Origin of the sequence: Hyphomicrobium sp. (assembly GCF_035572195.1) — a bacterium.
Classification (GTDB): Bacteria; Pseudomonadota; Alphaproteobacteria; order Rhizobiales; family Hyphomicrobiaceae; genus Hyphomicrobium_B.
The window spans coordinates 1-13,350 of sequence record NZ_DATNBA010000001.1 but is presented as its reverse complement, the minus strand read 5'-3'; the positions used below and the strand labels follow the sequence as shown (position 1 = coordinate 13,350).

The following is a 13,350-nucleotide window of genomic DNA, read 5'->3' as shown; positions in this document are numbered from 1 at the left end:
TCACTTAGGTCGTCACGTATCGTCGTCCTGCGCAGCCAGCCTTTTGCACTTCTTCACGGCCCCCGCCGATTCGAAGTTTAACCTGCTGCGCAACATATCGCTTTTAACGATTCAGCAAGGCCTCGCAAAGTGGCAAGTTTACGCCACTCGCGGATGATTCCGCACGTCTCTAGCCGGTACCGGTCAGCCGCCGCCAAACGTTCATAATGTCGTTGAAATTCACGAAAACCATCAACATCATCAGCAGCGCCAAGCCAACCTGAAAGCCCATTTGCTGTAGGCGTTCGCCTGCCGGCTTTCCCCGAACCGCTTCGTAGGCGTAGAACATAAGGTGTCCGCCGTCCAAAATCGGTATCGGAAGCAGGTTCAAGAAGCCGATATTGGCTGAAATGAACGCGATCCAGCGCAGCATCGGGTCGATGCCGAGTTCGGCGACCTTGGCGGTCACCTCGGCCATCATGATCGGGCCGCCCATCTGCTCGGCCGACTGCTTGCGGGTGATGATATCGCCGATGCCGCCGAGGGCCTGGGTGATATTGGTGTAGGTTTCCTGCACTCCGAGCACAATCGCCTCGGGGATGCTGACGGCTTTGGTGCTGATTTTGTCCGGCGAAACCGACCGCTGAATGCCGATTAGACCGCGCCTGAACGTGCGGCCCAGCGCATCTTTCTGCTCATCGGCATTCGGTGTCGCATTGAGCTTCAGCGTCTCGCCGCCGCGCTCGACCGTGAAGGTCAGTTCCTGTCCCGCATTCGAGCCGACAATGCGTTGAAGATCATCAAATCTTTCGATTTTATCGTCGCCTATCGCAACGATCTTGTCGCCGGGCATGAAGCCGGCGCGGGCGGCCGGCGAGTTGGCGACCACCGCATCGACGTAGGCCGGCAGGACGCGAACGCCGACGACGGCGTTGAGCCCAGCGTAGAGCGCAATCGCGAGAAGAAAGTTGGCGACGGGACCGGCGACGACGACGGCGGCTCTTACGCCTACCGACTTGGAATGGAACGCGCCGCTGCGCTCCTCGGCGGACATCGGCCTTTGGGCGGAAGCGCGTGCCGACGCCGGATTATCGTCGTCGATGAATTTCACGTAACCGCCGAGCGGGATCCAGGCAAACCGCCAGCGCGTGCCGTGCTTGTCGTAGAAACCGTAGATTTCCGGTCCGAAGCCGATCGAAAACGCCTTGACCGCCACGCCGCACCAGCGCGCAACGAGAAAATGTCCGAGTTCATGGATGAAGACGACGAGCGTCAGCACCAGCAGGAACATGATCCCGTACTGCCAAATGCTGGTGGCCAGCGTCGACAAATAGTCCATTTAATATCAATCCCTTAGCGACAGGCTGCAGTAACAGCCGAGAGCATTCAATTTAAGGACGCCGCGCCTCAATAGCCATTCAGTTTTTCTACGGCCAGCCGGCGCGCGAGGCCATCAATATGCAATATGTCGTCGAGGCCGTGCGCCTGGCATATGGCACCCTGACGCTCTGCCTCTTCAATCGTTGCTTCGACAAGCGCGGCGATGTCCAGAAATTTGAGCCGTCTATCGAGGAAAGCTTTGACCGCGACTTCGTTGGCGGCGTTGAGCACCGCAGGCGCTGTATCGCCCCGCCGCAACGCCGCTCGCGCGACGCCCAAGGCCGGGAAGCGGACCTCATCGGGTGCTTCGAAAGTCAGCGATCCGAGGCGTGCCAGATCAAGCTTTTCCGTCGGCGCCGCCATGCGCTTTGGCCATGCGAGCGCCACTGCGATCGGCGTGCGCATGTCGGGCGACGCCATCTGCGCAAGTACCGAGCCGTCGACGTAGCTGACGAGGCAATGGACGATCGACTGCGGATGGATGACGCAATCGAGGGCCTCGGCAGGCACCGGAAAAAGGTGGAAGGCTTCGATGAGCTCAAGGCCCTTGTTCATCAGCGTCGCGCTGTCGATGGTGACCTTGGCGCCCATCGACCAGTTCGGATGTTTGAGAGCCTGCTCGGGTGTCGCCGCCTCCAGTGCCTCGCGCGCCCAGGTGCGAAACGGTCCGCCGGAAGCGGTGAGAACGATCTTTTCGATCGCCTTCGGATCGGCGCCGGAAAGTGCCTGGAAGGCGGCTGAATGTTCGCTGTCGACGGGCAGAAGCTCAGCGCCGGAACGCGCGATTTCGGCCGTAAACACATGCCCCGCCGAGACCAGACACTCCTTGTTGGCGAGCGCAATGCGAGCCCCGCAGGATGCGGCTGCGAACGTCGGACGCAAGCCCGCCGCGCCGACGATTGCCGCCATGACGCAATCGGCAGGCATGAGGGCGGCTTCGATGAGCGCTTCCAATCCTGCGGCGGCGCGAATTCCGGTTCCGGCGAGTCCATCGCGAAGTTCGGCGAGCTGAGCGTCGTCACCGATGACCGCAAGCCGGGCGCGATGCCGCCGGGCGAGGACTGCAAGCTCGCGGGCGTTCGACTGCGCCGTCAGCGCCACGATTTCAAAACGATCCGGCGCGCGACCGACGAGATCGAGCGTGCTTTTTCCGATCGAGCCCGTGGCGCCGAGAACGGAAAGCCGCATCGGCGCGGATGCGTCCGGCGCGCCAAACTCAACGACCGGCACGCGGACAACTGGCCTATTCGGAACGCTCGCCGTTACCGCCATAACATCAAGATCCGTAGAGAAGAGCGCGAGCGGGCGCATAGGCGTCGATCGCGAAGGCGATCAAAGCCGCAGCGATGCTCGCCGTGACGATGCCATCCATTCGATCCATGAAGCCACCGTGACCCGGGATCAGATCGCTTGCGTCCTTCAAATTGAAATGCCGCTTCAAGGCCGACTCCGCCAAATCTCCGCCCTGTGCCACTAGTCCCATAATGAACCCGAGGCTTGCAAGCCAGTGCGCCGCGCCGGTCCCCGAGATTGTGGCGAAAAGCGCGCCAACGATTGCGGCGGCGACCACTGCGCCGATGAGCCCCGACCAGGTTTTGTTCGGCGAAACCTGCGGCCAGAGCTTCGGACCGCCGATCGACCGGCCGGAGAGATAAGCCGCGATATCGGTCACGGCCACCGTCAGCAATACGAAGAGGACGGCGTCAAATCCCAAAGGTTCATCGCCTCGGAGCCAACCAAGCGCGATGACGGGCAATGCCGTGTAAAGCACGCCCGCGCCCGAGAGTTGCGACCGGCCACTCCCGAAGACGAGCGCTGATACGGCGATGGCGCCAACGATGGCGGCGGCAACGCCGAGCCCGGCCATTCCAGAGGCGGTGAGGACAGCCGCGATAAGGACGGCAAGGATGTGGACAAGGGTGCCGATATCGGGCGTCGGTCCCCTGACGATCCTTCCCCATTCCCAGCTCATCGCGGCAGCGACCAGAAACGTCAGCACCGCAAAGGCCTTCGGGCTCCAATAGACCATGACCAGCGCCAGAAGCGCTATCACAAGACCCGAGACGGCGCGTTCCCTTAGTTCGCCGGACGAAATTCCGAAACGTTTCGAAAAAGTCTCCGGCTGATCGTCTGGCTCGTCTGCAGGCATCGGCGTCCTCACGCGGTTGACCGCTTCGTCAAACCGCCGAAGCGGCGCTCACGGGCGCGGAACTCGCGGATTGCTCCTTCGAAAGCCGCCTTGTCGAAATCGGGCCAATAGCAATCGAGAAAAACGAATTCCGAGTAAGCGGTCTGCCACAGCATAAAATTCGACAACCGCATTTCGCCGGATGTCCGGATCAGCAGATCGGGATCGGGAATTCCGGAGGTATCAAGCGCATTCGCCATCCGCTCGACGGTGATCTCCGAGGGATCGATTTGACCGGCAGCAACCTGCTCGGCAAGCCGGCGCGCCGCTCTCGCGAGTTCACCGCGCGAGCCATAGTTGAACGCAATGACGAGCGTCAGCTTGTCGTTGCCGCGCGTCAGTTCGACGGCCTCGTCGATGAGAGTCATCAGTTCGCTATCGACCTGCTGGCGCTCGCCGATGATGCGGATGCACACCCCCGCTTCGTGCAGTTCGGCGAGGTCGCGTCGAATGAAGCGCTTCATCAGGCCCATAAGATCGTCGACTTCTTCGGCAGGCCGCTTCCAGTTTTCGGAAGAAAAGCTGAAGATCGTCAAATACGTGATCTTCAATTCCATCGCGGCGCGAACGGCCCTGCGCACGGCTTCGACGCCTTGCCGATGACCGAGGGTCCGCGGCAGCCCTCGCTCCTTGGCCCAGCGCCCGTTGCCGTCCATGATGATCGCGACGTGGCGCGGTGGTGTCAGGTTTTCGAATCCGTTGTCGGAATGCTTCATTCCTGCGGCACCGTCGAATAGCCCTCTATGGCGAAATGCTCGAAAGGCGCTTCAAAGATCGTACGGCGCCCGGAACGCCCACGCGAAACACGTCATACCTTCTGAATTTCAGCCTCTTTCGTGATGAGAGTCGCGTCAACCTCCTTGATGAGCCGATCCGTCAATTCCTGAACCTTCTCGGAATTACCGCGATGATCGTCCTGGCTCATCTTGCCGTCTTTCTCGAGCTTCTTCAGAAGGTCCATGCCGTCGCGCCGGACGTTGCGAATGGCGATCCTCGCCTGCTCTGCATACTTATGCGCGAGTTTCACGAGTTCCTGCCTCCGATCCGCCGTGAGGCTAGGAATAGGGAGACGCAGTATCTGCCCGTCCATGATGGGATTAAGGCCGAGGTTGGCTTCCCGAATTGCCTTATCAACCGCCTGGACGTTTGATCGATCCCAAACCTGGACCGAAATCATCCGCGGCTCGGGGACCGAGACGGTCGCGACCTGATTGAGCGGCATTCGCGCGCCGTAGACCATCACATGCACCGGATCGAGCAAATTGGCGCTTGCGCGCCCGGTCCGCAGTCCTGAAAATTCGCGCTTTAAAGCATCGATCGACGCGCGCATCCGCTTTTCGATCTCACTGATGTCGTGGTTCGGCAAAGACATGTCTGATCCTCCCAGCGCACGCGATGCGCTGATCCGCCCCAGCCGCAGTTCGCGACGCGGCGGCTCGAACGCTACGGCGGTTTGTCAGCCGGTTCCCTCGATGATGGTTTGACGCGCTTGTCCAAGCACGACCTTCAAGAGATTTCCCGGCTCTTCGATGGAAACCACAATTAGCGGAAGTCCGTTGTCGCGGGCAAGTGCGATGGCCGCGCCGTCCATTACTTTGAGATCGTTCGCTAAAACCTGCGAATAACTGAGCCGGTCAAAACGTTTCGCTTTGGAATCCTTTTTCGGGTCCGCCGAATACACCCCGTCAACCTGCGTCGCCTTCACGACCGCGTCACAATTCATCTCGATGCCGCGCAGCACTGCCGCCGTATCGGTCGTGAAGAAGGGATTGCCGGTACCTGCGGCAAAGATCACGACGTGGCCCTTGCCGATGTAGCTCAGGGCTTTCGGGCGCACGTAACTTTCGCAAATGGTCTGCATGGGAATCGCCGACAGCACGCGGGCTGGTACGCCCCGGTGGTCGAGTGCGTTTTGGAAGGCCAACGCATTCATCACGGTGGCGAGCATGCCCATGTAGTCGGCGGTTGCCCGGTCCATGCCCTTCGCCGCGCCGGTCAGGCCACGGAAGATGTTGCCGCCGCCAACAACGATGGCAATCTCGGCGCCCGCAGCGGCCGTCTCGGCGATGTCATTCGCCAATCGATCGGCGACCGACATGTCGATGCCGTAGGACTGCTTGCCCATCAGCGCTTCGCCCGAAAGCTTCAGCAGCAGCCGCTTGTATTTGAGTTCTGGCCGGGGGGCTGTCATTTGCCTGCCGCTCCTACCGAGACCGCACGAAAAACCGGCCGATCGACGAGACCGGCCGGCCGATACCTAGCGCGACAAAGCGATTCCGGCCAGCGGCGCGATTTCGACTAGCGCCCGCCGCTCGCCAGTTTGCGGACTTCTTCACCGAAGTCCTCTTCCTTCTTGTCGATACCTTCACCCAGCGCATACCGCGCAAAGCCCGTAACCTTGATGGCCGCGCCCGCCCGGCTCTCGGCTTCCTTGACGGCCTGAGCGACTGTCTTCGTCGAGTCGTGGATGTACTGTTGCTCCAGCAAGCAGTTTTCCTTGGCGAACGTCTTGAGGCCACCGGAAATGATCTTTTCAAGAACCTCCGGCTTCTTGCCCTGGTTCTTTTCGGCAAGAATGGCCTTCTCGCGATCGAGCACTTCGGCCGGAACGGCAGAAATATCGAGGGCAAGCGGACTTGCCGCCGCGACGTGCATCGCGAGCATGCGGCCGACCTCGAACAAGGTCGGCTCGTCACCGGCACTCTCGAGCGCCACGAGCACGCCGATTTTGCCGAGACCGTCGGCGACGCGGTTGTGCACGTAATCGGCGACGACGCCTTCCTTGACGGCGAGTGCCGAGGTACGACGCAACGTCATATTTTCGCCGATCGTCGCGACCATTTCCTGGACATGCGTTTCGACAGTGTTCGTGGTACCGGGATAGGTCGCCGCGAGGAGCTTTTTCAGATCGCCCTTGGCTGCCGGAGCGAGCCCGGCGATATCGCGCACAAGCGTCTGGAACTGCTCATTACGCGCAACGAAGTCCGTTTCCGAGTTCACCTCGACGACGGCGCCTTCCCTGCCCTTTGCGACGATGCCGATGAGGCCATCAGCGGCAATGCGGCCCGATTTCTTCGCAGCTTTCGAAAGGCCCTTTTTGCGCAGCCAATCGACGGCCGCTTCGATATCGCCGCCCGTTTCGGTCAGCGCCGTCTTGCAGTCCATCATGCCTGCGCCGGTCATGTCGCGCAGCTTCTTCACATCTGCGGCGGTGATCGTCGTCATCTGTCACCTATGCGGTTCGAGGCGCCGCACGGGCGCCTCATTGTAAGATTGCGTCGCGCTTCGAGCACGTCGCGCGGGCTCAAACTTAAACTGCGGCGGCCTCAACGAGTTTCTTGGCCTGGCCGACCCAATCTTCCTTGGCGATCTGGCCCTTCAGCTTCAGCTGACGATCGAGTGCTGCAACATACTCGGCGTCGAGATCGGCGATCTGCCAGAAATGATAGACGCCGGCATCGTTGAGCCGCTGCTCGAGCTTCGGTGCGATACCGATGATGCGCTTGAGATCGTCGGCTTCGCCGCGTGGTGCCTCGATGCCCTTGAAAGTGACCTTCGGCAGATCCTCAGCCGGCGGCGATTCAGACGCCCCAACATCGACACCGGACGACCCCTGCGCTCTTTCGATGCCATCGAGAGCGGCGCGCGCCATCAGGTCGCAATAAAGCGTGATTGCGCGACCGGCGTCATCGTTGCCGGGAACCGGATAATCGATGCCGTCGGGATCGCAGTTGGTATCGACGATCGCCACGATCGGGATGCCGAGTTTGCGTGCTTCCTGGATGGCGATCGCTTCCTTGTTCGTGTCGATGACGACGAGAAGGTCCGGCGTACCGCCCATGTCCTTGATGCCGCCGAGCGACTGATTGAGCTTGTCGCGCTCGCGCTGCAGGGTCAGGACTTCCTTTTTCGTGCGGCCCTGCGGGTCGGCGAGGATGTCGTCGAGTTGGCGCAGACGGCGGATCGATTGCGAAACCGTCTTCCAGTTCGTCAGCGTGCCGCCAAGCCAGCGATGATTGATGAAGTACTGAGCGCTGCGCTTTGCAGCTTCGGCGATGCCATCGGAGGCCTGCCGCTTCGTCGCGACGAAGAGCACGCGCCCGCCGCCAGCGACCGTTTCGGAAACCTTGAGCAGCGCCTGGTGCAGCATCGGCACGGTCTGCGTCAGATCGAGAATGTGGATTTTGTTCCGCGACCCATAGATGAACGGTGCCATCTTGGGGTTCCAGCGGTGAGATTGGTGGCCGAAGTGAACGCCAGCTTCCAATAGCTGACGCATGTTGAAGGCGGGAAGTGCCATCGCAATAGTCCTTTTTCCGGTTAGACCTCCGCGAGACGGAGAAGAGATCAGCAAGACTTTTCAAAGGCTTGCGTTTCTCCACCGGAGCGCTATGCGGGGCTTTTTATCCGCAAAGCGCAAAGTCTCGCGTGTGAGATGGGGGGTGTATAGGGGCGATCACGCCCGGGCGCAAGCGGTCGATCGACCGCAGTCTGGCCTTCATTCCGAAACAAAACGCACCGCGAACCGGAATACTGAATCCGGTGCGCAGTGCGCCAAGAGCCTTAGGGATTTTGTAGTCGCCGCTCGGTGACTAGGTCAGAAGCCGACCTTCGTCACTTGCACTTCGTGTCCAGCGCGGTCATCGCCTCGTCCATTGCGTTTGCTTCCGGCGAACCGTCGGCAGCATCCTGCCCGGCATCCCAGGCGTCTTGGAAGCCATCGCCAAGCGTTTTGAAATACCCATCAATTTCGTCGCCGGCCGCTTCGGCCTTTTTCTGGTCGTCGCCGACTTCGTCCATCTTTTTCGACATGGCGCAGTAAGCCGTGACCTTGGCAGGATCGGACGCCGCCGCGTCCAGATTTTTCTTGATGTCAGCCGCGTTCATCGGCGCTGCATACGCGGCAGGCGCGAACAGCAAGCCGCTCAACAAGATCATATAGAATTTCGACATGATTCAACCTCGTTTATCGTCCAGCTCTTACGTGAGGAGCTATGCACCCGAACTGTGTCAGAAGAAGGCAGTGCCGCAGCACTGCCTCCGTCCCAACTAGGGCGCGAGGTTAGCGCCACCAGCAGTGCTTGCGGTGATGACGCCACGAGCAAACCCAATGTTTGCGGTGATGCCGGTTCCGCCAATGCCGATAACGGTACCCGACCTGATCCGTGATCTGAGTGTCGGCATGAGTACTAATGCCAGCAAGGCTGGTTCCGGCAACGCCGGCGGAAGCCACATTCGCGGCTCCGAAGGTCATAGCAGCGAGTGCCGCTGCTACAATCAAGCTCTTCTTCATTGAGGGCTCCTATCTGATAAGGACGCAACAAGCGTCTGACCCTTAACGCTTACCCGATAACAAAGCCGTCGTTCGCTGCTCGAATTTTTAGGGAGAGAGACTGTTACATAAATACCCGCAACCGATGGTGTTAGACCTCGATGACTTCCGCCACGAATGCGAGTGCCGCTAACTTCCCGGCCTCTTGTGGCGAGACGTCGTAGCGCCCCGGCAGGACAAATTCCATTTCGCAACGGCGATCGTCGAGCGGAAGAACGATCCGCACCTCGCCGCCGCGCGGCCGCGACTGCAACCGTCCGCTGATTTCCGAAAGCCCCGCGGCATTCGACGCAATGTTTTTGCAATCCAGAACCAGTTTCAAATTGCGCGGCACGTTGGCGGCGGCCTTATCGAGCGCCTCGACCGATTGGACGCGCATCTTCAACGTTTCTCCGTCGCGCTCTGCCTCGACGCTGACGATGACAGGCGTGCCGGGCTCCAGAAGTTCACGGGAAGCGGCAAGCGTGTCGGAAAAAATGACGGCCTCGAATTGACCGCTGGCATCCGAGAACGTCGCGAACGCGAATTTGTTGCCTTTCTGCGAGCGCCGTTCTCGCGCAGCGATGACGATGCCGGCCAGGCGACCTCCGGTCGCGCCACGTTGCGCCAGGATTTCGAATTCGCTGAAGCGCCGAACGCCGAGTTTCGTCAGTATGCCCTCGTATTGGTCGAGGGGATGACCCGAAAGATAGAAGCCGACGGCCTCGAACTCGGCTGAGAGACGCTCCATCGGTGTCCAGGCGTCCGCCGACCGTAACGCCATGTCGGCGGCCTTGCCGCCGCCGCCGAAAAGATCGGTCGTGCCCTGCGCTTCGTTGGACGTCCGCCGTTGCGCCATCGCGAGAATCGTATCGGGGTTGGCGGCGACCAGTGCGCGGTTTGGTTCGAATTCATCGAAGGCGCCACCTTTGGCAAGGGTTTCGATGGCGCGCTTGTTCAGTGCCTTTGCATCGACGCGGCTCGCAAAATCGGCAAGCGAGGCAAATGGGCCGTTGGCTTCGCGCTCGCTGACGATCGTTTCGACCGCACCGGAACCGATGTTCTTCAGCGCGGCCAATGAATAGCGAATGGCGCCGGATTTGGCGTCGCCCACCGGCGGCTCGGCGCCGAAGTCGACGCCCGAGACGTTGACGCTCGGCGGCCGCATCGCGATGCCTGACTTGCGCGCTTCGGAAGCAAACATCGAGAGCTTATCGGTATTGCCCATGTCGAGCGACATCGACGCGGCAAAGAATTCCTCGCGGAAGTGCGCTTTCAGGTAACCGGTCTGATAGCTGACGAGCGCATAGGCGGCGGCGTGCGATTTATTGAATCCATAGCCTGCAAATTTATCGACGAGATTGAAAATGTTGATCGCGTCGTCGCGCTTGACGCCGTTGGCGAGCGCGCCCTGGACGAAACGCTGCTGCTGCGCGGCCATCTCGGCCTTGTCTTTCTTGCCCATCGCGCGTCGCAACAGGTCGGCTTGGCCGAGCGTGTATCCGCCCATAACCTGCGCAATCTGGATCACCTGCTCCTGATAGATGATAACGCCGTAGGTCTCTTTCAAAATCCCTTCGAGCATCGGATGGAGATATTCGACGGGCTCTTCACCGTGCTTGCGATTGATGTAGGTCGGGATGTTGTCCATGGGGCCCGGGCGATAGAGGGCCACCATCGCGATGATGTCCTCGAAGCGGTCGGGCTTCAGCCGCTTCAAGCTTTCGCGCATGCCCGAACCTTCGAGCTGGAACACGCCGGCGGTGTCTGCCTTCGCGAGCATGTCGTACGTGGGCTTGTCGTCGAGCGGCAGCGCCGCAAGGTTGACGGCGATGCCACGTCCGCGACGAACCAGTTCGACGGCCTTTTCGAGTACGGTCAGCGTCTTCAGGCCGAGGAAGTCGAATTTGACGAGGCCGGCCGCCTCGACCATTTTCCAGTTGTATTGCGTAATCGGCAGCGGCGACTTCGCATCGCGATAAAGCGGCACAAGCTCCTCGAGCGGCCGATCGGAGATGACGATGCCTGCGGCGTGCGTCGAGTTGTGACGGTAAAGTCCCTCGAGCTTTTCGGCGATCTCCAGGAGGCGTGCCACGATCGGTTCGCGATCGCGCTCTTCCTGAAGTTTCGGCTCGCCGTCGATGGCTTGCCTTAGCGTGACGGGATTGGCGGGATTGTTCGGCACCAGCTTGCACAACCGGTCGACTTGCCCGTACGGCATTTGCAGCACGCGGCCGACGTCGCGCAGAACGGCACGCGCCTGTAATTTGCCGTGCGTGATGATTTGCGCGACGCGGTTCTCGCCGTACTTGCGCTGAACGTAAGCGATAACGCGGTCACGCTTCTCCTGACAGAAATCGACGTCGAAATCCGGCATCGAAATGCGTTCGGGGTTCAAAAAGCGTTCGAAGAGAAGCCCGAAGCGCAACGGGTCGAGATCGGTAATCGTCAGCGCGTATGCGACGAGAGAGCCGGCACCCGATCCGCGTCCCGGCCCGACGGCGACGCCGTTCGCCTTCGACCACTTGATGAAATCGGCGACGATAAGGAAGTAGCCGGGAAACTTCATCTGCGTGATGACGTCGATTTCGTAGGCGAGGCGCTTGTCGTAATCCTCCTGCGTGAAGCCCGCGGCCAATCCCGCCGTCTCAAGGCGATGTATCAATCCCTCCTTGGCCTGGCGCTTCAGCTCGGCAGCTTCGAGGCGGAAATTTTCGATTTCGCTCAGGCTGTCGTCGCCCTCCACGAAGCGCGGCAGAATCGGCTTCTTCCCCAGCGGACGAAACGCGCATCTGATCGCGATTTCGACCGAGTTTGCCAACGCCTCCGGAAGATCTGCAAAGAGCGCCGCCATTTCGGCTTCGCTTTTGAGATAATGTTCTGGGCTGGCCCGGCGGCGATTGTCCTCGACGACGTAACGCCCATCGGCAATGCACAGCAGCACATCGTGCGCTTCGTAGTCAGCCCGCACCGCAAAATAGCACTCGTTTGTCGCGACGATCGGCAAGCGCCGGCTGTAGGCGAACTCCAGAAGCTCGGGTTCGACGTCGGCTTCTTCTGCGAGCCCGTGCCGCTGCAGCTCAACGTAAAGACGATCGCCAAAAATCTTCTCGAGCGTCTTCAGCCGCTCAATTGCCTGGTCGCGTTGCCCGCCTCGGAGCGCTGCATTGATCGGTCCCTGCGGACCACCCGTCAGCGCTATGAGCCCACGAGAAGCTTCCTCGAGCCGCGCGATTTTGACGTGCGGCGCTTCGTCGAGCGCAGGCTCAAAATAAAGAACCTTCGAAAGCCGCATCAGATTGGCGAAGCCTTCGGCATTCATCGCGAACAGCGCGATTTTTCCGGCGGGCTTGACGCGCGCCTCATTGCTTAGAACGCGAAGCGCCGAAGGCTGCGTGTCGCGATTATCGCCGAAGTCGACATCGAGTGTACAGCCGACGATCGGTTGCACGCCGGCGCTCCAAAGCTTTTCGGAAAATTCGAGAGCCCCGAAGAGATTGTTGGTATCGGTAAGACCGAGCGCCGGGAACTGATTTGCTGCCGCCAGCTTGGCGAGCTTTGCGATCGGCAGCGCGCCTTCAAGCAGCGAATAGGCTGAATGCACCTTGAGGTGCACGAACTGAGGGCTCGATGGGGGAATCGAATGGTCCATGTCGATTATGTATAGACATGATGCACCTCATGCGCGAAAGGCGGCTTTTTTATCCACGGCCCAGTCGAGACAAACCTCAGAACGCAGAAGCCGCTGAAATCTCAACGAGCCTTCCATCCTGGACCTGCAGCACTCGATCCATGCGCCGTGCAAGTTCCATGTTGTGGGTGGCAATGAGCGCGGCAACGCCCTGACGGCGAATGAGCTCGATCAATTCGCGGAAAACGTGCGCGGACGTGTGCGGATCGAGATTTCCCGTCGGCTCGTCGGCAAGCAACAGCTTCGGCGCGTTGGCAAGGCCGCGGCAGATGGCGGTGCGCTGCTGTTCCCCACCTGAAAGTTCCGCGGGGCGATGTTCGATCCTGTCGCCGAGCCCGAGGTTGGTAAGAAGTGCCCGGGCCCGCGCTTCCGCAGTTTTTCTGCGACGGCCGAGGATCAGCTGCGGGATCACGACGTTCTCGAGCGCCGAGAACTCGGGAAGCAGCTGATGAAATTGGTAGACGAAGCCGATCTCCGTGCGTCGCAGCCGCGTTCGCTCGGATTCAGAAAGCGTCGCGCAGTCCCGGCCGTTGACGATGACGCGGCCACTCGTCGGCGATTCCAAAAGGCCCGTGATGTGCAGCAGCGTCGACTTTCCGGCGCCGGAAGGCCCAACCAACGCGACCGCCTGGCCGGGCCATAGCGCGACGTCGACGCCTTGAAGAACGACGATCTCGCGCGGACCCTGACGGAAGGATCGCGTCACGCCCTGGAGCTGCAAAATCGGAGCAAGCGTTCTGCCGGCGACGGTCTGTTCCATTTGCATCACTCGTAACGCAGCGCTTCGACAGGATCGAGCCG

The 13,350-nt window shown here is 60.6% G+C and carries 11 protein-coding genes; all 11 read right to left on the bottom strand.

Features of this window, described 5'->3' with window-relative positions:
• Positions 1 to 169: 169 nt before the first annotated feature.
• Positions 170 to 1,318 (bottom strand): RIP metalloprotease RseP, encoded by a 1,149-nt coding sequence (gene rseP, locus VN623_RS00055; protein WP_325566848.1) that lies wholly within the window; start codon positions 1,316 to 1,318, stop codon positions 170 to 172.
• 68 nt (positions 1,319 to 1,386) lie between these two features.
• Positions 1,387 to 2,670, bottom strand: coding sequence for a 1-deoxy-D-xylulose-5-phosphate reductoisomerase (locus VN623_RS00050; RefSeq protein WP_325566846.1), 1,284 nt, complete (start codon positions 2,668 to 2,670; stop codon positions 1,387 to 1,389).
• Positions 2,636 to 3,508 (bottom strand): phosphatidate cytidylyltransferase, encoded by an 873-nt coding sequence (locus tag VN623_RS00045; protein WP_325566844.1) that lies wholly within the window; start codon positions 3,506 to 3,508, stop codon positions 2,636 to 2,638. The genes VN623_RS00050 and VN623_RS00045 overlap by 35 nt, the downstream gene beginning before the upstream one ends.
• An 8-nt stretch (positions 3,509 to 3,516) precedes the next feature.
• Positions 3,517 to 4,263, bottom strand: a complete 747-nt coding sequence (locus VN623_RS00040; RefSeq protein ID WP_325566842.1) for an isoprenyl transferase — start codon at positions 4,261 to 4,263, stop codon at positions 3,517 to 3,519.
• A gap of 92 nt (positions 4,264 to 4,355) precedes the next feature.
• On the bottom strand, positions 4,356 to 4,919 hold the full coding sequence (gene frr, locus VN623_RS00035) for a ribosome recycling factor (RefSeq protein ID WP_325566840.1): 564 nt from the start codon (positions 4,917 to 4,919) through the stop codon (positions 4,356 to 4,358).
• Between the two features lie 84 nt (positions 4,920 to 5,003).
• Positions 5,004 to 5,738 (bottom strand): UMP kinase, encoded by a 735-nt coding sequence (gene pyrH, locus VN623_RS00030; RefSeq protein WP_325566838.1) that lies wholly within the window; start codon positions 5,736 to 5,738, stop codon positions 5,004 to 5,006.
• Between the two features lie 107 nt (positions 5,739 to 5,845).
• Entirely contained in the window at positions 5,846 to 6,772 is a 927-nt protein-coding gene (tsf, locus tag VN623_RS00025; protein WP_325566836.1) for a translation elongation factor Ts, read from the bottom strand.
• Positions 6,773 to 6,857: 85 nt separating this feature from the next.
• Positions 6,858 to 7,847 (bottom strand): 30S ribosomal protein S2, encoded by a 990-nt coding sequence (locus tag VN623_RS00020; protein WP_325566834.1) that lies wholly within the window; start codon positions 7,845 to 7,847, stop codon positions 6,858 to 6,860.
• Positions 7,848 to 8,161: 314 nt separating this feature from the next.
• On the bottom strand, positions 8,162 to 8,500 hold the full coding sequence (locus VN623_RS00015) for a hypothetical protein (protein WP_325566832.1): 339 nt from the start codon (positions 8,498 to 8,500) through the stop codon (positions 8,162 to 8,164).
• A 470-nt stretch (positions 8,501 to 8,970) separates the two neighbouring features.
• Positions 8,971 to 12,510, bottom strand: coding sequence for a DNA polymerase III subunit alpha (gene dnaE / locus VN623_RS00010; protein WP_325566830.1), 3,540 nt, complete (start codon positions 12,508 to 12,510; stop codon positions 8,971 to 8,973).
• 76 nt (positions 12,511 to 12,586) lie between these two features.
• Complete coding sequence (locus tag VN623_RS00005) at positions 12,587 to 13,309, bottom strand: ABC transporter ATP-binding protein (RefSeq protein WP_325566828.1); 723 nt, start codon at positions 13,307 to 13,309, stop codon at positions 12,587 to 12,589.
• Positions 13,310 to 13,350 lie beyond the last annotated feature (41 nt).